Origin of the sequence: Xanthomonas sp. CPBF 426, from assembly GCF_903989465.1 — a bacterium.
Taxonomy (GTDB): Bacteria; Pseudomonadota; Gammaproteobacteria; order Xanthomonadales; family Xanthomonadaceae; genus Xanthomonas; species Xanthomonas euroxanthea.
Genome location: NZ_LR861805.1, coordinates 4,200,778 through 4,220,524 on the forward strand (window position 1 = coordinate 4,200,778; position 19,747 = coordinate 4,220,524).

At 67.4% G+C, this 19,747-nt stretch carries 18 protein-coding genes; 3 read left to right on the forward strand and 15 right to left on the reverse strand.

Going from position 1 to position 19,747, the window contains the following annotated elements; translation table 11 throughout:
- Positions 1-614: 614 nt before the first annotated feature.
- The 15 genes from H7A87_RS17745 to H7A87_RS17815 form a co-directional block, all read right to left on the reverse strand.
- Positions 615-1,820: an MFS transporter gene (locus H7A87_RS17745; RefSeq protein ID WP_197942520.1), complete on the reverse strand. Its 1,206-nt coding sequence runs from the start codon at positions 1,818-1,820 to the stop codon at positions 615-617.
- Between the two features lie 263 nt (positions 1,821-2,083).
- A complete protein-coding gene (locus H7A87_RS17750) occupies positions 2,084-3,523 on the reverse strand; it encodes a dynamin family protein (protein WP_119128192.1) in 1,440 nt (479 codons plus the stop codon).
- Positions 3,524-3,642: 119 nt separating this feature from the next.
- Positions 3,643-4,059 (reverse strand): hypothetical protein, encoded by a 417-nt coding sequence (locus H7A87_RS17755; RefSeq protein WP_119128191.1) that lies wholly within the window; start codon positions 4,057-4,059, stop codon positions 3,643-3,645.
- Positions 4,050-4,895: a GTPase domain-containing protein gene (locus H7A87_RS17760; RefSeq protein WP_119128190.1), complete on the reverse strand. Its 846-nt coding sequence runs from the start codon at positions 4,893-4,895 to the stop codon at positions 4,050-4,052. The genes H7A87_RS17755 and H7A87_RS17760 overlap by 10 nt, the downstream gene beginning before the upstream one ends.
- 41 nt (positions 4,896-4,936) lie before the next feature.
- Positions 4,937-5,719, reverse strand: a complete 783-nt coding sequence (pcaD, locus tag H7A87_RS17765) for a 3-oxoadipate enol-lactonase (RefSeq protein WP_119128189.1) — start codon at positions 5,717-5,719, stop codon at positions 4,937-4,939.
- Between the two features lies 1 nt (position 5,720).
- On the reverse strand, positions 5,721-6,926 hold the full coding sequence (pcaF, locus tag H7A87_RS17770) for a 3-oxoadipyl-CoA thiolase (protein ID WP_119128188.1): 1,206 nt from the start codon (positions 6,924-6,926) through the stop codon (positions 5,721-5,723).
- A gap of 11 nt (positions 6,927-6,937) precedes the next feature.
- A complete protein-coding gene (locus H7A87_RS17775; RefSeq protein ID WP_119128187.1) occupies positions 6,938-7,582 on the reverse strand; it encodes a 3-oxoacid CoA-transferase subunit B in 645 nt (214 codons plus the stop codon).
- Positions 7,579-8,250: a 3-oxoacid CoA-transferase subunit A gene (locus tag H7A87_RS17780; protein WP_119128186.1), complete on the reverse strand. Its 672-nt coding sequence runs from the start codon at positions 8,248-8,250 to the stop codon at positions 7,579-7,581. The genes H7A87_RS17775 and H7A87_RS17780 overlap by 4 nt, the downstream gene beginning before the upstream one ends.
- Before the next feature lie 33 nt (positions 8,251-8,283).
- Positions 8,284-9,561, reverse strand: coding sequence for a salicylate 1-monooxygenase (gene salA, locus H7A87_RS17785; RefSeq protein ID WP_119128185.1), 1,278 nt, complete (start codon positions 9,559-9,561; stop codon positions 8,284-8,286).
- Positions 9,562-9,713: 152 nt separating this feature from the next.
- On the reverse strand, positions 9,714-10,643 hold the full coding sequence (catA, locus tag H7A87_RS17790; RefSeq protein WP_119128184.1) for a catechol 1,2-dioxygenase: 930 nt from the start codon (positions 10,641-10,643) through the stop codon (positions 9,714-9,716).
- 77 nt (positions 10,644-10,720) lie between these two features.
- Complete coding sequence (gene catC / locus H7A87_RS17795) at positions 10,721-11,011, reverse strand: muconolactone Delta-isomerase (RefSeq protein ID WP_119128183.1); 291 nt, start codon at positions 11,009-11,011, stop codon at positions 10,721-10,723.
- A gap of 20 nt (positions 11,012-11,031) precedes the next feature.
- Positions 11,032-12,282 carry a muconate/chloromuconate family cycloisomerase gene (locus H7A87_RS17800; protein ID WP_280518826.1) on the reverse strand — a complete coding sequence of 417 codons (1,251 nt, stop codon included), beginning with the start codon at positions 12,280-12,282 and terminating at the stop codon, positions 11,032-11,034.
- Positions 12,207-13,127 carry a transporter gene (locus tag H7A87_RS17805; protein WP_119128181.1) on the reverse strand — a complete coding sequence of 307 codons (921 nt, stop codon included), beginning with the start codon at positions 13,125-13,127 and terminating at the stop codon, positions 12,207-12,209. The genes H7A87_RS17800 and H7A87_RS17805 overlap by 76 nt, the downstream gene beginning before the upstream one ends.
- 111 nt (positions 13,128-13,238) lie before the next feature.
- Positions 13,239-14,690: an aldehyde dehydrogenase gene (locus H7A87_RS17810; protein WP_119128180.1), complete on the reverse strand. Its 1,452-nt coding sequence runs from the start codon at positions 14,688-14,690 to the stop codon at positions 13,239-13,241.
- 46 nt (positions 14,691-14,736) lie between these two features.
- Complete coding sequence (locus H7A87_RS17815) at positions 14,737-15,870, reverse strand: NAD(P)-dependent alcohol dehydrogenase (protein ID WP_119128179.1); 1,134 nt, start codon at positions 15,868-15,870, stop codon at positions 14,737-14,739.
- Positions 15,871-16,103: 233 nt separating this feature from the next.
- Between H7A87_RS17815 and H7A87_RS17820 the strand changes: the two genes are divergently transcribed.
- The 3 genes from H7A87_RS17820 to H7A87_RS17830 all read left to right on the forward strand — a co-directional run bounded on the left by H7A87_RS17820 (position 16,104) and on the right by H7A87_RS17830 (position 19,686).
- Positions 16,104-17,039, forward strand: coding sequence for a LysR family transcriptional regulator (locus tag H7A87_RS17820; protein ID WP_232087880.1), 936 nt, complete (start codon positions 16,104-16,106; stop codon positions 17,037-17,039).
- Positions 17,040-17,326: 287 nt separating this feature from the next.
- Positions 17,327-18,061, forward strand: coding sequence for an SDR family oxidoreductase (locus H7A87_RS17825; protein ID WP_119128178.1), 735 nt, complete (start codon positions 17,327-17,329; stop codon positions 18,059-18,061).
- A gap of 95 nt (positions 18,062-18,156) precedes the next feature.
- Positions 18,157-19,686, forward strand: a complete 1,530-nt coding sequence (locus H7A87_RS17830) for a carboxylesterase family protein (RefSeq protein ID WP_180496788.1) — start codon at positions 18,157-18,159, stop codon at positions 19,684-19,686.
- Positions 19,687-19,747: the final 61 nt, after the last annotated feature.

A 19,747-nucleotide genomic window follows, 5' to 3' on the forward strand; every position in this document is an offset into this window, starting at 1 on the left:
CTGAGCCCTCGTGAGCGCATCTTCTTCCTCGGCATGGCGGCCGAAGACAACGAGGAGCCGCCTCGACGTCAGGCTTCGGTGGTGCTGTGCCCCTCCCTCCACTGGCCATGGGCTATCAGCGGCTCCTCAACCTACAGTCCGTACATCCCATGTGTGACAGGTTCCTGATGCATTTGGAGGACGCGTTTTTTTACCGATGTGCCGGGCTTGGCGGGGGATCTTCGTGAACAGATCTTGGAGTTGCTCCGTCGCGTTCAGTGCGACGTCTTTTGCCGACACTACTCAGATGGTCTTCGGGCAATCCTGGTCAGGTATGTCCGGCAGCTTTAGGTTATGCATAGCAGGCGCAAGCTGACCGTCCTATTGGCGCTGGCGAGGCTAGATGGCAATCCCTTTGTCTGGTTGGCATAGGTGACCATGAGCACGTACGAGCACGCCAATGACCTGCTCACCGCCTCAACTAGTCTGAAGTAGGCTCTACTTTATGGAGAGCGACCAGACATCGCTGCGTGGCGTCGAAAAGTGGGTAGGCCTGAGTGCGGGGCGTTGAACCCGTTAGCGGTGGCACGCGACAGCGCCACGAAGCAGAGGACGATGGACGGTCGCGGCAGCCTTCAATCAATGACCCGATCGCGCCCAGCCAGCGTCGCGAACAACGTTACCAGCACGCTGGCCAGAACCAGGAACAGTAGGGGCAAGGTCCATCCGCGGGTGAGATCGTGGAGCACTCCGACGATCAGCGGCCCTGTCGCGGCACCCAGGTAGCCGATGCACTGCGCCATACCCGACAGTGCGGCAGCCTGGTGGTGATCGCGGGTCCGCAGCGCGAACAGCGACAGGCTGGTGACCATGGCGATGCCTGCTCCAAGACCTGCACAGACCAGCCAGAGCAGGGAATAGTCAGGCGCGAGCAGCAGTCCGAGCGTACCGACAACCAGGGTGAGGCCACAGGCCAGTCCGAGCCTCGTCTGGTCTTGGAACCGCCCGATCAGCGATGCGCTGGCGAGGTTCGTCGCGACGGCGACAACCTGGTAGACCAGCAGATAGACGCCGGACGTCCCGGCAGCGACGCCCCGGGAGGCGGCATACGAGGCGTACCAGTCGATCAACGCATAGAAGACCAGCGAGTGCGCCGCGAAGAACAGCGAGACCTGCCATCCGATGGGATGCCGCCACGGCGAGCGCCGCTGCGTTCGGACGGCATCGGCCGCTCCCGGCAGCGGCTGCCGCGAGCGCTTCCAATGAGGTATCCAAACCAGCATGGTCGCAAGGGCCAGCAGCGCCCAGCCGCCGATCGACCAGCGCCAGCTGGATCCGCCGACATGCGCGATCGGCACTGCCAGCCCCACGGCCACCCCGGCCATGCCGGCCATGGCGGCCGCGTAGAAGCCGATGATCCTGGCCGCCTGATGCGGGAAATCGCGCTTCACCAGGCCGGGTAGCAACACATTGCCGAATGCGATGCCGGCACTGAGCACGAGGGTACCGGCCCAGACCCATCCAGGCCCCGGCAAGGACCGCAGCACCGTACCGACGAAAATGCAAAGCAGGGCGACACCCAGGGTACGCTCGAGGCCGTAGCGCCTGCCAACGCCCGGCGCCACCAGAGACAATGCGCCGAATGCCAGCAGCGGCAGCGCGTTCAGGAGCCCGGCGCCGAGGCCGTCGAGGCGAAGGTCGCGCTGGATGTCGGGCAGCACCGGGCCCAGGGCGGTGATCGGCGCACGCAGGTTGGCTCCGATCAGGATGAGCGCAAATGCCAGCCCGGCGCCTGCTTCGGTGGAAGGGTGCGTGCCGGGGGAACGATCCGAATGTGCCACGAAAACCTCGCGCGTTTGGAGTCCATTGCCGGGCAATGGACATCAAGCGCGTTGGTTGACGTTAACGCTTACGCGAGTCCCGGCCTTGCACCGGGTTCGTATGCCACCGATTCTCACAAAGGCGGCACGGCATGGTCAAGCGATTGCCGCGGATCGGGCCGGTGAGAGGACAGTGACGCAGCCGGGCCAGTCTGGCCGACACCCGCACCGTGCAGTTCCGTCCGCGCCGGACCGGGCCATGGGCCGCCATCGGCAAGAAGTCCCTACGGCTGGCGGATCTCCCGCTCCAGCGCCGCCAGCTCGTCCGCGGCGGCGGCCAGGCCGGCCCGCAGGCATGCGCTCTCCTGCATCAGCCGGCGGACGGTCGCCCTGCACCGTTCGACCACATGCTCCGCCAGGCGCGACAGATCCCGGTAAATCGCCGCTTCCAGCGCGGCATGCAGCCGCTCGTAGCTCACCCCGACCACCACGTCACCGCCCTCGGCATGGATCACGTGCTGCTCGTAGGCTGGTCCGTCATACGCCTCGACCAGCGCGGGCAACCGGTCCAATACCTGTCCGTAGCCGGCCAGCGCGACCTGCGCCTCGCCGCGGAAGGCGTCGAGGATCCGGCCTGTCAACGTACGCCACATCCCGCTCACGTCGCGCGAGGACGCATGTTCCTCCAACAAGGCCGGCAGGCCCGACGTCAGCGTGCGTCCGGCCGCACGGACGATCCGGGACGCGCTCTGCTCGAGCCGGGATAGCGCTTCCTGCAGCGCGCTGTCCAGTTGATCCAGCGCCCGCAGGCCGTGAGACTGCAGCGCGTCCAGCACGTCCTCCTGCAAGTGGTGCAGCAGCAGTTCGGCCGGCTTGCGTCGCTTGTATGCCAGCGCCGGCTCGAGGATGCCCAGCAATGCCCGATACAGGCGCTCGAATCCAGCCGCGGCCATGGCTTCGGCGCACGCGCCATGTTCGCGCGCGGCATAGACGGACACCGATACCGGGGAAAGCACGAGGGCCGGATCGAGCCCGGACGACTGCAGCTTCTGCCTCGCGCGCGCTTCGACGTCGCCTTCCTGTTGTGCACGGTTGGAGTCGCTCTTGTTGCGCAGCACCTTGCGGATCTGGCCGTCAACCTCGTCCTCTTCGTACACGTCGCTGCGGGTGATCACCGGAAGCAGCGGCTTGCGCCGCTGCAGCTCGCGGCGCAGCTGGTCGAGCTCCTGCACCTGCCCCGGCGCGGTCGAGCTGCTCAGCCACAGCACGCCATCGGCGCTTTCGGTGTAGCACAGGGTCAGCTCGGCATTCTCCTCGCTCACCGAGTGCAGTCCGGGCGTATCCAGCAACGCCAGCCTTTCGCCGAGCAGCACCCCCTGGATGCGCGAGGTGGTCTCGGTGGCGCCCTCCTCGAACGGCTCCGGCATGTCGACAACACAGCCGGCCTCGAGGCGGAAGTAGCGCGCCGTGGCCCCATGGGCGATGAAGCGTTCGGCCAGCAGGTTGCAGAACGCGCTCTTGCCCGCGTTGATCTTGCCGAACACCAGCAGCACCGCCATGTCGCCGAACCGGTCGGCCAGCGCCCGCGCGGGCGCACGCTGCGTACGCTGCTGCGGCCAGCGACGGGTCTGCGCATCCAGCAACGCCCGCACGGCCTGCACCTGCACCGCCAGTGCATGGTCCGGTGCGAGGCCATGCAGCGCCGGACGCTGGGCATTGAGCATATCCGCGAGGTGGTCGAGCCACCCCTCCAGTCGCGCCGTGCATCTGCCGAGGTCGTGGGCGCCCTGCCCCCCTCCCGCGACCGCATCGACCCACCGAGTCTCGCTGGACCGCGGCGCGCTCACGAGGCCGGCTCGAGGCGCGTCCAGCGGGCCAGCGCCCGCTCCGCCGAAACGACCGCGGCGTCGGCCGCGGCGACGGCCGCCGCCGACTCGGTGCGGTCCGGCGACAGCTCGAAATAGCGCGTGAACTCGCGCTTCAGGTGCGCGTGTCCGGCTGGCGTGGTGAACAGACCGTAGCCGACGTCCTGCTTCTTCACCGCCAGGCCGAGCACCGCGACCAGGGCGGAATTCAGGGTGCTGTGCTCGCGTTCGCCGCGCAGCAGGCCGATGACGCCCATTCCCTTCAGGAAACCGTCGATCTCCACGCAGGCACGTGTCAGCGCGAGGTGGCGGCGTGCGTAGCGGACCTTTTCGGCCGCCCGCTCCTCGGCGCTGCCCGCCGTGGCCGCAGAGCTGTGTTCATGGCTCAGCCACATGGCGGTGCCTCCCTCTGCAGATCGTCGCGGACCTTCTCCAGCACCGAAGCCAGGCCCTGCTCGAAGGCCTGCCGCTGCCGGTGCCGGGCCTGCTGCATCCTGTCGCGCGCCCCCCGGCGATCGGCCAATACCCGCTTCAGCTCCGCCAGGATCCGCTCGAACAACCACCGGGTCTCATGGACGCGTGCGGCCGGCACCTGGGCACAGGCCGCTTGCAGCCGCGCCCGCAGGTCCGGGATCCCGCTTTTCTGCACCAGAAGCCTCTTGCCCGTTTCCAGACCCTGGCGATGGCGCGTGGCGGACACCTCGCAGGGGATCAGGCCCGGGACCTGGCGCGCGATGGCAGCCTTCACCGTCTCCTGGGCATGGTCACCGCCCAGCTGGTCTACCTGCGAGAGTACGAACAGGGTCTGGCGTCCGCTAGCGGCGTCGTCGCGACGCAACCGGTCCAGCACGGCGCACTCCGCCGCATCCAGCTCGCCCTCCCTGGCCGCATGCACGAACAAGCGGACATCCGACTGCACCCACGCGGCCAGCCAAGCATCACGATCATCTCCGCAGGTGACGTCCGCATCCAGTCCCGGCGCGTCTAGCCAGCGGATCCCCGCATGGCCTCGCTCCGAAAGCGCGACCGTCTGGCGCTGATCGGCCACCACGAAGGCATCGTCGCCGATCAGCTCGTTGAGCAAGCGGCTCTTTCCGTGGTTGTATTTGCCGATCACGGTGACGGTGGGCGGCCCGCCCTGCGCCAGCATCCGCAAGCGTGCAAGGTCGGCGGCGTGATCAGGCACGACGGTCAGCACCTCCTGTTCTACGCGTGTGCGGATGCGGCTCATGGAACTACTCCTGTGTTTCGGGTCGTCAGGGACCGGAGTGGCTATGCGTGCAGGAATTCCAGCAGCACCGCGTTAAAGGCCGCCGCCGATTCGACATTGACGATGTGCCGGCCCGGCAGCGAGACATGGCGGCCGTGCTGCACGCCGTCGGCGATGAACTGCAGATCGGCCGGCGGGCACACCGCGTCGTTGTCGCCGGAGATGGCCAGCAGCGGGTTGGCGATGCGGCCGATCTGCCCGCGCAGGTCCGCACCGGCCAGGGCCGCGCAGCAGCCGTTGTAGCCGTCCGGATCGACCGCAGCGAAGGTGCGAAGGATGTCGGCCACCTCTTCGGCATGTCCGGCATTGAAGGCCGGCGTGAACCAGCGCTCGGCCGTCGCCACGGTCAGCGCAGCCAGGCCCTGGTTCTTCACCGCCTCGGTGCGCGAACTCCAGCTCTCGGCCGTGCCGATCTTCGCCGCACTCGCGCAGACCACCAGCCTGTCGAGGCGATGGCCGACGTTGATGCCCAGCCATTGTCCGACCAGGCCACCGATGCTTAGGCCACAGAAATGCGCACGTTCGATCCGCAGCGCATCGAGCAGGGCAATCGCATCGCCGCCGAGGTCGGCCAGCGAGTACGGCGGCGGCGCGGCGCTCGATCGGCCGTGGCCGCGGCGGTCGTAGCGCAATACGCGAAAATGCCGCGACAGCACGTCGGCCTGGCGGTCCCACATGTACAGGTCGGTGCCCAGCGAGTTACACAGCAACAGCCACGGTGCGCCGTCGCCGGCACCATCGACACGGTAGTGCATCCGATGCGAGGGCAGTTCGAGAAAGGCCATGTCAGACCCGCTCCACCGCAAGCGCCAGGCCCATGCCCACGCCGATGCACAGGGTCGCCAGGCCGCGCCGGCCGCCGCTCTTCTCCAGCTGATGCACCAGCGTCAGCGCCAGCCGCGCCCCGCTCATTCCCAGCGGGTGGCCCAGCGCGATCGCGCCGCCGTTGGCGTTCACGTGCGCCGCGTCGTCCGGCAAGCCGAGCGCGCGCAGCACCGCCAGCGACTGGCTGGCGAAGGCCTCGTTCAACTCGATCGCGTCGAAGTCGCCGATTCCCAGTCCCAGCCGCTGCAGCAGCTTGCGCGTGGCCGGCACCGGGCCGACTCCCATCACCCGCGGCTCCACGCCCGCCGCCGCCATGCCCAGGATGCGCGCGCGCGGGACCAGGCCGAAGCGCTCAACCGCCGCCTCGCTGGCAACGATCATGGCCGCCGCGCCATCGTTGATGCCGCTGGCGTTGCCGGCGGTGACGGTGCCGTCGGCGAACAAGGGCCTGAGTTTCTGCAGCACTTCCAGTGTCGTGTCCGCGCGCGGGTGTTCATCGCTATCCACCTCGACGAACTCGCCCTTCCTCCGCCCCGGCACCCGCACCTTGACGATCTCCTCGGCATGGAAGCCGCGCTGCTTTGCCGCCGCCGTGCGCTGCTGGCTGCGCAGCGCGAACAGGTCCTGGTCCTGGCGGCCGATGCTGTGGTCGCGGGCCACGTTCTCGCCGGTCTGCGGCATCGTGTCGGTGCCGTACAGTTCATGCAGCCGCGCGTTGACGAAGCGCCAGCCCATGGTGGTGTCCTCCATCCGCTGGTCGCGGCCGTAAGCTGCGTCCGGCTTGCCGATTACGAACGGGGCGCGGGTCATCGACTCCACGCCGCCGGCGATGGCCAGCTCCAGTTCGCCGGTTCTGATCGCCCGCGCCGCCTGCCCCACCGCTTCCAGCCCCGAGGCGCACAGCCGGTTCAGGGTGACGCCGGGCACTGTCACTGGCAGCCCGGCCAGCAGCGCGCTCATCCGCGCCACGTTGCGGTTGTCCTCGCCGGCTTGGTTGGCGCAGCCGTAGAACACCTCCTCAATCGCCTGCGGGTCCAGGCCCGGGTTGCGCTGCAGCAGCGCCCGGATCGGCACCGCGCCCAGGTCGTCGGTACGGATGCCGGCGAGGGTACCGCCATAGCGGCCGACCGGGGTACGCACCGTATCGCAGATGAAAGCCTGATTCATGTCTGTCCCCTTCATGCGGCCGGCTCCAGCGGCAGGCCGGTGATCCGGCGCAGTTCGTCCAGGCCAAGGCCGTCGACCGTCTCGATCACCGTCGTCCCGGCCGCGCCAACCCCGAACACGCCATGGTCGGTGTAAACCCGCGACACGCAGCCCAGTCCCGTCACCGGGTAGGTGACCCGCTCGACCAGCTTGCATTCGCCGTTCCTCGTCAGCAGGTCCATCATCACGAACACCTGCTTGGCGCCGATGGCCAGGTCCATCGCCCCGCCGACGGCTGGGATCGCATCGGCCGCGCCGGTGCTCCAGTTGGCCAGGTCACCGTTGCTGCCGACTTGGAACGCCCCCAGCACGCAGATGTCCAGGTGACCGCCGCGCATCATCGCGAAGCTGTCGGCGTGGTGGAAGTACGCACCGCCAGTCCGCAGCGTCACCGGCTGCTTGCCGGCGTTGATGAGATCCGGGTCTTCCTGCCCCGGCGTCGGCGCCGGTCCCATGCCGAGCAGACCGTTCTCGCTCTGCAGGAATATCTCCTTGTCGCCGGGCAGGTAGTTGGCCACGGTCGTCGGCAGGCCGATGCCGAGGTTGACGTAGGCCCCCTCGGGGATGTCGCGGGCCACCCGCGCGGCCAGTCGGTCACGGCTCCACAGATCGGTCATTTCGGTTCTCCCACGGCCACCACGCGCTGCACGAAGATGCCAGGGGTGACGATGTGTTCGGGGTCCAGCGCTCCCAATTGGACCACCTCGCCCACCTGCGCGATCGTGGTCGCCGCGGCCATCGCCATGATCGGGCCGAAGTTGCGCGCGGTCTTGCGGTACACCAGGTTGCCCCAGCGGTCGCCCTTGCTGGCCTTGATCAGGGCGAAATCGGCGCGGATCGGGTACTCGAGCACGTAATGCCTGCCGTCGATCTGCCGGGTTTCCTTGCCTTCGGCCAGTTCGGTGCCATGGCCAGTCGGGGTGAAGATCGCCCCCAGGCCGTTGCCGGCGGCATGGATGCGTGCGGCCAGGTTGCCCTGAGGCACCAGCTCCAGTTCGATCTCGCCGGCCTTGTAGGCGGCATCGAAATGCCACGAATCGCTCTGCCGCGGGAACGAGCAGACGATTCGCTTCACCCGCTTGTTCGCGATCAGCGCGGCAAGGCCGCTGTCGCCATTGCCGGCATTGTTGTTGACGATGGTCAGCTCCTTGGCGCCGTGGGCGATCAGCGCGTCGATCAGCTCATCGGGCATGCCCGCGGTGCCGAAGCCGCCGATCATCACCGTGGCGCCGTCGCCGATGTCGGCCACCGCCTCGGCGCAGGTAGTCAGGGTCTTGTCGATCATCTGGCTTGCATTCCTCTTCCAGTCCAATCCGGTTCAGGCCCAGCCCAGGGCGCGGCGGGCCTGGACGACTTCCCCGTCGAGATCGTGGTTCCATATCCAGTCGAAGCGCTCGGCCAGGCGTTTGCCCAGCGCGGCGTCTTCGCTGCCGATGTCGGGGTCCCGGAACTCGTACAGCTCGCCCGCGTCCCACGAGGTCTGCTGCACACGGCAGGCACGTGGCCGGCGAATCCGATCGTAGATGGCCAGCACCTGCGGCAATGCCGCGCGCGTGAGCCTCGGCTCGCCCAGCAGCCTGGCGAGGAAGTAAGCGTCCTCCAAGCCCTGGCCGGCACCCGCGCCCTGGTGCGGCAGCATCGCGTGCGCTGCATCGCCGATCAGGGCGACCCGCCCGTGCACATAGCCGGGAAGCTGCGCCAGGTCGTGTAACGCCCAATAGGTCGGCCTGTCGATGCATGCGAGCAAGGTCCGCGCGGCCCCCCCCCAGTGGGCGAAGGCGGCGAGCATCTCGTGCTGGCTCACCTCGCGCACCCACGGCTGGTCCTGCGGCCATTGCGGCGGCAAGGCGGCACGCTCGGTGACGAAGGCCACCACGTTGATGATGCGCCCCTGCTTGACCGGAAAGGTCAGGATGTGGGCATCGGGTCCCAGGTACATCTGCGGCACGTCCACCAGGTGCGTGTCCACGCCTTCGGCAGCGAACGCGTCGCGCAGGCGGCCGCTGTCGATCATGCCCCGATATGCGCACGTACCGGTGAAGCGAGGTGCGACAGGATCGTGACCCAGGGCCTGCAGGACGGGGGCGCGCAACGCGGACTTGATGCCGTCGGCGGCGATGAGCGCGTCACCCTCGTATCCGCTGCCATCGTCGAAACGCACGCGCACGCCACTGTCATCCTGCTCGACCGCACAGGCCCGTTTGCCGAAGCGGGCCAGCCCGGGGGGCAGCCGGGTAGCCAGCGCATCGAGGAAATCGGCGCGATGCACCGAGGACTGCCCCACGCTCGGCGCGATGCTCGCGCCGATGTAGCCGGCGTCGCTGCCGCGTCGCCATTCGAACCAGATGTCCTGCCACGGGGGGGACGTGCGGTCGGCCAGGGCCGCATAGGCCTCGCCCATGCCGAGCCCGGTGATCGCGCGCACCGCGTTGGCGCCGAAGGAGACCCCGGCGCCGATCTCGCCGAAGGCCGCGGCCGACTCGAACAGCTGCACCTCCAGATGGGGATGGCGGCAAAGTCCCAGCGCCAGGCCGACGCCGGCGATGCCGCCGCCGACGATCCCGATGCGCAGGCGCGGGTCGGAGTCAGATTTCATGAAGGAAATACCTCGCAGCTGATGGGAGCAGGGGAAAGCGGAATGCGCCTCGCGACAGGGCCTGCGGTCGGGAAGGAGGACCGGCGCGCGCCTCGTCTGCCCGCGGTCGGCAGGGCGCGTGCGCCCACCTAGGGACGGCGCGACAGGGCCGATCAGGCCTGTGCCCGGGGCCGTTCGACCTTCTGGTCGTCCTTGCCATCGACCAGGCCGGTCAGCACGAGGTCAAACCGGATCTCCTTGTAGGCGTCCTGGTCCAGGCCCAGCGTTTCGCCGCCGGTCTTGTCCACCACATGCGGCACCAGGCCGTCGCGGGTGGCATAGGCGAAGTCGTCCCAGGTCAGCGGATCGCCCTCGACGTTGAACTGGGTGGTGAGCTTGCGGCACGTGGCGGCGGTGACGAAGTAGTGGACGTGCGCGGGGCGGTTGCCATGGCGCGCGAGCTGGTCCAGTAGTTGCTGGGTCGCGCCCTGCGGGGGGCACCCGTAGCCGACCGGCATCTTCGTCAGCACGTCGTAGCGGCCATCGACACCGGTCCTGATCGCCCCGCGCAGGTTGAACGCAGTCTGCGCGCCGGTGGGATCGAAGTGCGAGTAGAAGCCCTTCGAGTTGGCGTGCCAGATCTCGACCAGCGCCCCGGCTACCGGCTTTCCGTCCGGCCCGCTCACCGTACCCAGAATGTGCAACGGCTCGGTATCCGGATCGGGGTCCTTGTCGATGCGCGCATTGCCCTCGCTCACCGGGGCGCCGGCCACGTACAGCGGTCCTTCGATAGTGCGCGGTGTGCCGCCGGTCACCCCGGCCAGCCGGTCCTCTTCGTCCAGGCGTAGGTCGATGTAGTGCTCCAGGCCGATCCCGGCGGCCAGCAGCGCGGCCTCGCCGTCCTGGCCGAGCTTGTTGAGGTAGTTCACGCCGGCCCAGATCTCGTCCGGGGTCAGGTCTAGGTCCTCGATGGTCCTGAACAGGTCGGAGAGAATGCGGTGCAGCACCTGCTTGAGGCGCGGGTTGCCCTCGGCCTGGTCGAGGTTGACGACGGTGCGCAGGAAATCCTGCACCTGCTTGCTTTCGAATAGCTTGACGCTCATGGCTTGCTCCTGCTGGTTGCTCGCGTTGAATGGCGGCCGCGGCGCTCCGCGATGGAGCCGACGGCCGCTGGCCTGCTTCAGGTATCGTCGTCGCGGATCGAGGAGGGATGCCGCAGCAGCGGCGTCACCGTGATCCGCATGTAAGGGAAAAGCGGCAGGCCGAACAGGATCTCGTGCAGTTCTTCGTTGCTGTCGACGTCGAAGACGCTGTAGTTGGCGTACTCGCCAGCGATGCGCCAGATGTGCCGCCACTTGCCCTTGCGTTGGAGTTCCTGCGAATACGCCCTCTCCTTGGCCAGCGTCTCGGCCCGGACCTGCGGGTCCAGACCCTGCGGGATGCTGACGTCCATCCGTACTTGAAACAGCATGTCGTACTCCTCTGTGCGTGCTATCGGGATCGGTCCAGGCCATCGCGGGAAAAGCGCCTGACCTTGTCCTCGTCCAGCGCGATGCCGAGACCGGCGCCTTCGGGCACGGCCAGCTCGAAGTCGCGGTATTCCAGCGGCGCGGCAAGGATTTCCTCGGTGAGCAGCAGCGGCCCGAACAACTCGGTGCCCCACTGCAGATTCTGGAAGGTCGAGAACAGGTGGGCGCTGGCGATGGTGGAGAACGCACCTTCGAGCATGGTGCCGCCGTACAGCTCGATGCCGGCCGCGTCGGCGATCGCGGCCATCCGCTGCGCGGCGAACAGTCCCCCGGCTTGTTCGATCTTGATCGCGAACACGTCCGCGCCCTGCTGCCTGGCGATCTCAAACGCGCTCTCCGGTCCCTGCAGCACCTCGTCGGCCATCAGTGCAACCGGGAAGCGCCGCATCAACCGCGCCAGCGCGGCCACTGAGGCCACCGGCTGCTCGACCAGTTCGCAGCCGGCCTCCGCCAGCGCAGGGATCGCCCGGGCCGCCTGGGTCTCGCTCCAGGCCATGTTGACGTCCACCCGCACCGCAGCGCGGTCGCCCAGGACCTTCTTGATCCGCGCCACGTGCCGGATGTCCTCCTCGACAGCGCGCGCACCGATCTTCAGCTTGAAGATCCGGTGCCGGCGCGCGTCGAGCATCGCTTCAGCCTCGGCGATGTCCTTGCTGGTATCGCCCGAGGCCAAGGTCCACGCCACCGGCAGGCGGTCGCGGCGGCGGCCGCCCAGCAGTTCGCCGACCGACACGCCCAGGCGCTTGCCGTGCGCATCCAGCAGGGCGGTTTCCAGAGCACTCTTGCTGAAGTGGCTGGCCTTGACGAGCTTGCCCAGATGGGCCATCAGCGCCTGCACCCGGGTCGGGTCCCGGCCGACCATGGCCGGCGCGAAATAGCGGTCGATGGCCAGCTTCATCGCCTCGGGGCTCTCCGGACCGTAGGCCATCCCGCCGATGGTGGCGCCTTCGCCGATGCCGACGATGCCGTCGCTGCAATGGATGCGCACCAGCATCAGGGTCTGGCCGTCCATGGTCGCCACGGCGAGCTTGTGCGGCCGGATGGTGGGCAGGTCGACCAGGATGGTCTCGATGCGCTCGATGCGTATGGAGGGGGCGCTGTCCGCGCCCGGAAATGCCTTCATGGGAAATGTCATGCTCAGAAGGGAACGATGGCTTTGAAAAGGAACTTGTCTCCGCCGAAACGGTTGCGGACGCCCGACTCGCGGGCCCACTGGCCTATTAACACGACCCCGCTGGCGGTGGCGTACTTGACGCTGGGACCATAGGCGAACACCTCGCCACGGCGGCCCGCACTCCAGACGCCGGGCAGGGCCGCAACCCTGGCGCCGTCGATTTCGTCGCTGCTGGTCTGCTTCAGGTAATACCCCGCCAGGCCCAGGCCCCACCGGCCCGCGGTCCGGCCCAGCAGCCAGTCCACATGGAGCTCGTCGCCGGACCGGTAGCGGGTGTCGTCGTTCTCGGTCTTGAGGTTGTACATGACCTTGGCGGAGGCCTCCCAACCGCTGGTGGGCAGCCAGGACATGGCCAGCACCTGTTCGAAGGAGACGTAGTTGGCGCCGATGCTCACGCGCGGATCGTCCTGGTCGTAGTGCCCCGTGGGCAACATCACATCGATGCCGACCGTGGTGTGCCAGTCGCCACGGTGCCACCCGAGCACTAACGGATCGACGGTGATGTCGCCGATGCCCAGGCGGCTGTCGCGCCCGCCCAGTCCCGGATGGTCGATGGACAGGTTCACCACCGGCACGATGACGTGGAATGCATAGTCGGCGCCGAGGATCTTCCGCCGGGTGACGTGCACCCAGCGCATGGCATCGTAGGTCGCGTTCAACGTGGCGCGCGAACCGCCGCCGAAATCGACCTTGCCGCCGCTGCCGTCGCGAAGCTCGCCGCTCCAATAGCCGAAATAGTTCAAGAAATAGTCACCGGGCGGCGGCAAGGCGCCAGCGGCCCAGTTTTCGACGCCGTTCGGATATTGGTCGCCGCCCTCCTTGGCCTGCGCCGCGAATCCCGCGGCCAGGAGTGCGCCCGCCATCAAACAGGATGCATGCTTCATCGGACGACCTCGATCAAAGGGTGGGCGCTGACGCCAGCGCGGGAGATTGAACAGCGCCGCGAACGCATCTCCCTATGCGGGGACGCGCACCGCAGTGACGGCGCGTACCGCTCAGAAGGGATAGGGCTGATCCGACGGCTCGATCGTGACCCACTTGATCTCGGTGAATTCCTCGATCACCGCCGAACCATCGAAGCGCCCGTAGCCACTGTTCTTCATGCCGCCGTATGGGGCTTGCGGCTCGTTCTGCACGGTGGCACCGTTGACGTGGACACTGCCCGAATCGATGCTCGCGGCGACCTGCAGGGCCCGCGACACGTCCCGGCCGAAGACCGCCGCCGACAGGCCGTAGGCAGTGTCGTTGGCAATGCGCACTGCCTCCTCGGCGCCGCGCACGCGCACGATGGTGGTGACCGGGGCGAAGGTTTCCTCGTCGTAGATGTCCATGCCCGGACGTACGCCATCGACGATGGTGGCGGGCATGACCGCGCCCTCGGCACGTCCTCCCGCCACGATCCGGGCGCCCTTGCCCACGGCATCGTCGAGCATTCGGTTGATCCGCTCGGCAGACGATGGATGGATCATCGGCCCCACCACGCAACCCGGATCCTGGGCGGGATCGCGTGCCGGCAGCGCGCGCGCGCGCGCGGCAAACTTCTCGACAAAGCCGTCGGCGACCGCCTCGTCCACCACGAAACGCTCGGTGGACATGCAGATCTGGCCCTGGTAGAGGAAGGCGCCGAACACTGCGGCATTGACCGCACCGTCGATATCCGCATCGTCGAGCACCACGAATGGCGCCTTGCCGCCGAGCTCCAGCAGGCAGCGCTTGAAGTGCCTGGCGCATTCCTCGGCGATCACCCGGCCCACCTTGGTCGAGCCGGTGAAGTTCACGCGGCGTACCGCCTTGTGCGCGATCAGCGCATTGGTAACTTCGGCCGCATGCTCGGGCGTGGTGGTGAGGAAGTTGAGCACGCCCTTCGGCAGCCCCGCCTCGTAGAACGCCTCGGCCAACAGCGCATGCGTGGCCGGGCTCTGCTCGGACCCTTTCAGGATCACCGTGTTGCCGAAGGCCAGCGGATAGGCGATGGCGCGCGCGCCGAGGATCACCGGGCCGTTCCAGGGCACGATGCTGAGCACGGCACCGACCGGTTGGCGCAGGGTCATGGACAGCGTGCCGGGTCGGTCGGTCGGAATCGTCTCGCCCTTGGCCTGGGTGGTGAGGCCGGCGGCCTCGCGGATCAGCGCGACCGAGGCGGCCACGTTGAAACCGGCCCACAGCGCCGAGGCGCCGATTTCCTGTGCCATGACCCGGCACAGTTCGTCGGTCTTCGCCTCGAGCGCATTGGCGGCGGCGAGCAGCAGCCGGCGGCGCTCGCCCGGTCCGACCTTCGACCACGCGGCGAAGGCCCGGGCGCTGGAGTCGGCCGCCCGGACCGCATCCTCGGCCGTGGCGGCGCTGGCGGTGGAGACCACCTGCTGGGACAGCGGATTGAGGCGCTGGTACGACTGGCCGGAGGCGCCGGCCTGCTTGCGGTTGTCGATGACGAGTTCAATGTTCATAAGTCCTGGCTCACCTTTCAGTGCGGCAACGAGGCGGAAATGCGGATCAGACTGCAGAGATGCGCAGGATCGGCTTGATGGTCCGTCCGCTCTCGCTGTCCTCCATCGCCTCGTTGACCTGGTCGAACGCGTAAAAGCGACAGAGCCTGTCGAACGGGAAGCGCCCCTGCATGTAGAGGTCGACCAGGACCGGGATGAAGGTGGTGGCGACCACGTCGCCCTGCACGATGCCCATGACGCGCTTGCCCGGGATCATCACGTCGTTGACGTTGAAGGCGGCTTCGGTGCCCATCTTGGTCGCGCCGACGATGCCGCAGGTGCCGAGGATCCCCACGGCGTCGATGGCCTGCCGCAGTACCTCGGCGCGGCCCGAGCATTCCAGGCTGAAGTCGCAGCCGCCGCCGGTGATCTGGCGGATCGCCTCGACCGGATCCTGCTCGCGGCTGTTGATCGCGTGCGTGGCGCCCAACTCCAGGGCCAGTTCCAGCCGTTGCGGAACCACGTCCACGGCGATGATCGTGGTGGCGCCGGCCACGCGCGCCGCCATGATCGCCGCCAGTCCCACCGCGCCGGTGCCGAAGGCGGCGAAACTGTTGCCCGCCCGCACGGCTAACGCCTTCAGCACCGCGCCGGCGCCGGTCTGGATGCCGCAGCCAAGCGGGCCCAGCAGCTCCAGCGGCGCGTCCTTGTGCACCTTGACGACGTTGCGCTCGTTGGCGATCGAATAGTTCGAGAAGGACGACTGCCCGAAGAAGTGGTCGTGCAGGACGTGGCCCTGGGCATCGCGCAGGCCGGTGCTGCCATCGCTACGGCCGCCGCCGAAGTTGAGCGCGGCCATGTTGGAGCAGTGCGCCGGATGCCCCGTCTCGCAGGGCGCGCACAGACCGCACGACATGTAGGTCATCACGACATGGTCGCCGGGAGCGACGGCGGTGACGTCCGCTCCGACCGCTTCGACCACGCCGGCGCCCTCGTGGCCGAGCACGATCGGCAGCGGAGACGGGAAGAACTGGTCGCGGAAGACCATGTCGGTATGGCACACGCCCGATGCCACGACACGCACCAGTACCTCCCTCGGACCGGGGACCAGCACTTCGGCCTGCTCGATGCTCAGCGCCGCGCCGGCCTCGCGTACGACCGCCACGGTCGAGGAGAGATTGTTTTCGCTCAGCTGTGACATTTCCGATGCACTCCCAGGGACTTAATTCGGGTTGGAGCCGCAGTCCGCGCCTGTCTATGCGCAGGCGCGCTTGCAGATGGAATCGGATAGTTGCGCCTGCACCACCCCGCTGTCCAAGATAAGATACGCCCTGATACCATGCCTTCCAGGCTATTAAATGCCCACATCCCATTGATTTAATATATTTGTTGCGCTGCAACATTCACTTTATCGACTAGTGCCACGCTGAACCGATGAGCATCGACATCCGACAGATCAAGAAGTTCGTGGCCGTGGCGAAGACGCGCAACTTCACCCAGGCGGCCGGGCTGCTGCACATGACCCAGCCGTCGCTGAGCAAGCAGATTCAGCAGCTGGAGGAACGGCTGGGTGCCCGCCTGTTCCAGCGAGACAGCCGCCCCATCCGGTTGACCGAGGCGGGCCGGCGTTTCTACGAGGATGCGCTGGCCGTGCTGGACCGGGTCGAACAGATGGAACAGACTGCCCGGCGCCTGGGACTGGGTGGCAAGCGCATCTTCAATGTCGGCTTCGTCGCCTCCGCCCTCTACGGCGGCTTGCCAACCGTCATGAGACGGCTCATGGAACGACGCGAGGACGTGGAAGTGCGCTGGCTAGAGATGACCTCGGTGGAGCAGCAGGATGCGCTGCGCCGCGGGATCATCGACGTGGGCTTCGGAAGGATCATCACCGGCGATGCATCGGTGACGCGAGTCGTCCTGCGTCAGGAGCGGCTGTTCCTGGCCCTGCCCCCGGAGCACCGGCTCGCACGGAAATCCGGGCCGGTCCGGCTGCTGGAGCTGGATGGCTCGGACATCATCGTCTATCCAAGCCAGCCACGACCGAGTTACGCCGACCAGGTGCTGTCGCTGCTGCGCGAACATGGCGCGCGTCCCCAGGAAGTGCACGAGGTCAAGGAGCTGCAAACGGCCCTGGCTCTCGTCACCGCGGGCAGCGGCGCCTGCCTGATCCCAGCCACCGCCCGCCACCTGAGGCCGTCGCTGGTCTACCGGCCGGTGGCGGACGCCGACGCGATGAGTCCCATCGTTATGAACTACCGCAGCCGCGACGAGGATCCGGTCATCGCGGTCATCAAGGATGTGACCCGATCGCTCTACCAGGAACGTCCCGACTGGCTCGAGCCCGCCTACAACGTCATCCCGGATTTCTAGTGTTGCCTCGGAAAGCCGATCCTGGGACAGCAGTAGAAAGCGGCCGCTTGGCCCGGCCTCGGAGAGAATCTGGGCAGGCCCCACGCTGCGGGAAGCAGACCCTCGCTCAACACTGCAATTGCAAACGGGCGGTTTCAGCTCCTGAGGGTCACGGCAATTTATTCGGGAGGACCGCTGCCCTACAGTGAGGCGCTTGGCTCACGCCTGACGCTGTTCCCCGTAGCACTGGTCGTTCGACCCAAGCGCAGTTGCCGGGGACGTGCACACCCTCTTAGACAGGAATTGCGATGACAACCCATCAGAAGATCGCGCTGGTCACCGGCGCCACCCGCGGCATCGGCCTGGAAACCAGCCGCCAGCTCGCCCAGGCCGGTGTCCTGGTTCTGCTAGCCGGACGCAGCCTGGAACGCGCCGCCACCGCCGCGGACACGCTGAAGGCAGAAGGCCTGTCGGTCGAGCCGATCGCACTCGACGTCACCCAGACCGCAAGCATCCAGTCCGCCGTCGCCGCCGTCACCGCGCGCTTCGGCAAGCTCGACATCCTGGTGAACAATGCCGGCGTATTGCTCGATGCCCCGGACAAGGCGCCGTCTCAGCAGACCTTGGCCTGCTGGCGGGAAACCTTCGACACAAACGTATTCGCCGTGGTCGAAGTGACCCAGGCATTTCTGCCGCTGCTCAGGGCCGCCCCGGCGGCGCGCATCGTCAATCTGTCCAGCCAGCTCGGCTCGTTTGGACTGCATACCGATCCGGCCTCGGGCATCTACAACTTCAAGATCCCGGCCTACAACGCGTCCAAGAGCGTGGTCAACGCCTGGACCGTGCACTTAGCCTACGAGCTGCGCGACACCCCGATCAAGGTCAATGCGGTGCACCCGGGCTACGTGCAGACAGACATGAACGGCGGCCAGGGCGAGATCGACATCCCCACCGGCGCCAAGAGCAGCGTAGACATGGCCCTGTTGGACGCGGACGGCCCGACCGGCACCTTCACCCATCTGGGCAAGACGCTGCCTTGGTAATCCATTGCAAGACTCCGGCTGCGAGGCCGGATTCCTGTGATTCACCGCCAGCCGAACAGAGATGACCCATGACGGCAACACGGCTCGCAGCGTCGATGCTGCTTTTCCTGTGCGCGCTGCTTGGTGCGCACGCGTCCCATGCGGCGACACTGCACGTGGCGCAGGGGGCGTTGCACGGGACACGCTCCAACGGAGTCGACGCCTATCTGGGCGTCCCTTACGCCGCTCCGCCGGTGGGCGCCAATCGCTGGCGCATGCCTGCGCCGGCACCCGCATGGAAAGGCGTCCGCGCGGCCACGCGCTTCGGCGCCAGCTGCCAGCAGGAAATTTCCGGTGGCTTCGGGCCGTGGAGTTCCGAGTACCAGGTGAGCGGCAAGGTCAGCGAGGATTGCCTCTACCTCAATGTATGGCGTCCCTCCCGGCCCCAGGCCGGCAAGCTGCCGATCATGGTCTGGATCCATGGTGGCGGCTTCAGCTCCGGATCCGGCGCGGTGCCGATCTATGATGGCGCAGCGGTGGCGGCCAAGGGCGTCATCTTTGTCAACATCAACTATCGCGTCGGCATGTTCGGCTTTCTCGCCCATCCCGCACTGTCGCAGGAGGGCATCGGCTCCGGCAACTATGGCCTTGGCGACATCGTGGCCGCACTGAAGTGGGTACGCGACAATGCTGCGGCGCTGGGTGGTGATCCCGAGCAGATCACTCTCGCCGGCCAGTCGGCCGGCTCCATGGCCATCCACGACCTGATGGTGAGTCCGGCCGCGAAAGGCCTGTTTGCGCGGGTGATCTCCGAAAGCGGTCCGGGCATGGGGCGTCCGCCCGAGCCGTTGAAGCAGGCCGAAGACGTGGGCGTGCGGCTGGCCGCGGCCGCCGGTGTCACCAGCATTGAGCAGCTGCGCGCACTTCCGGCGCAGAAGCTAGTGGACGCCGAGAAGAGGCTCGGCCCGGCCGCGAGCATGCTGCGGTTCGCGCCGGTGATCGATGGCGGCTTCATCCCGGTCGATCCCTACGGCAGCGCCGCTGACACCTATCTCGATACGCCGATCCTGGCGGGCATGAACGCCGACGAGGCCTTCAGCCTGCCTGTCGACACCCCCGAAAAACTGCAATCGGACATCGACCAGCTGTTCGGCCCGATGGCGGCGAAGGCCAAGGCAGTCTATCTCGTCGACCAGCCTGGCGACCTCAAGGACCTGGATCGCCTGATCCGGCGCGAGCGTGGCCTGGCCTCCACGTGGGCCTGGACCCGCCGACGCGCCGCGACCAGCCAGCACCCGATCTTCATGTATCTGTTCAACCACGTCGAGCCGGGTTCCGGCCCATGGCGGAGCTTTCACACTTCGGAAGTCCCCTACGCGTTGGCAACGCTCGATCGATCGCCTGGCCGCGACTTCGCCGCCAACGACAAGGCATTGTCTGCGCAGATGTCCAGCTATTGGATCAATTTCGTCAAGCACGGCGACCCCAATGGCGGCGACCTTCTAAAGTGGCAGGCCTATCGGGACTCAGCGCCTTCGATGATGGTGATCGGGACGGACTCGCACATGGCGCCGATGCTCACGCCGGAAAAGCGCGCGTTCTACGAGGGCGTGATCGAAGGCGGCGTGCAGTTGACGCTGTTCTGAGCCAGCACCCAGCACCAGGCCACCACGCATGCCGGGATGTTGCGCCAAGCGATGTTCCCAG

Bases quoted from the DNA above. Each gene is read 5' to 3' on its own strand.
- pcaD (WP_119128189.1), bottom strand. From the start codon at position 5,719: ATGGCCTTTCTCGAACTGCCCTCGCATCGGATGCACTACCGTGTCGAT.
- H7A87_RS17750 (WP_119128192.1), bottom strand. From the start codon at position 3,523: ATGCTCAATGCCCAGCGTCCGGCGCTGCATGGCCTCGCACCGGACCAT.
- H7A87_RS17830 (WP_180496788.1), top strand. From the start codon at position 18,157: ATGCTGCTTTTCCTGTGCGCGCTGCTTGGTGCGCACGCGTCCCATGCG.
- H7A87_RS17810 (WP_119128180.1), bottom strand. From the start codon at position 14,690: ATGAACATTGAACTCGTCATCGACAACCGCAAGCAGGCCGGCGCCTCC.
- H7A87_RS17755 (WP_119128191.1), bottom strand. From the start codon at position 4,059: ATGTGGCTGAGCCATGAACACAGCTCTGCGGCCACGGCGGGCAGCGCC.
- H7A87_RS17805 (WP_119128181.1), bottom strand. From the start codon at position 13,127: ATGAAGCATGCATCCTGTTTGATGGCGGGCGCACTCCTGGCCGCGGGA.
- H7A87_RS17825 (WP_119128178.1), top strand. From the start codon at position 17,327: ATGACAACCCATCAGAAGATCGCGCTGGTCACCGGCGCCACCCGCGGC.
- catC (WP_119128183.1), bottom strand. From the start codon at position 11,011: ATGCTGTTTCAAGTACGGATGGACGTCAGCATCCCGCAGGGTCTGGAC.
- salA (WP_119128185.1), bottom strand. From the start codon at position 9,561: ATGAAATCTGACTCCGACCCGCGCCTGCGCATCGGGATCGTCGGCGGC.
- H7A87_RS17820 (WP_232087880.1), top strand. From the start codon at position 16,104: ATGAGCATCGACATCCGACAGATCAAGAAGTTCGTGGCCGTGGCGAAG.
- H7A87_RS17815 (WP_119128179.1), bottom strand. From the start codon at position 15,870: ATGTCACAGCTGAGCGAAAACAATCTCTCCTCGACCGTGGCGGTCGTA.
- catA (WP_119128184.1), bottom strand. From the start codon at position 10,643: ATGAGCGTCAAGCTATTCGAAAGCAAGCAGGTGCAGGATTTCCTGCGC.
- H7A87_RS17775 (WP_119128187.1), bottom strand. From the start codon at position 7,582: ATGACCGATCTGTGGAGCCGTGACCGACTGGCCGCGCGGGTGGCCCGC.
- H7A87_RS17780 (WP_119128186.1), bottom strand. From the start codon at position 8,250: ATGATCGACAAGACCCTGACTACCTGCGCCGAGGCGGTGGCCGACATC.
- H7A87_RS17760 (WP_119128190.1), bottom strand. From the start codon at position 4,895: ATGAGCCGCATCCGCACACGCGTAGAACAGGAGGTGCTGACCGTCGTG.
- pcaF (WP_119128188.1), bottom strand. From the start codon at position 6,926: ATGAATCAGGCTTTCATCTGCGATACGGTGCGTACCCCGGTCGGCCGC.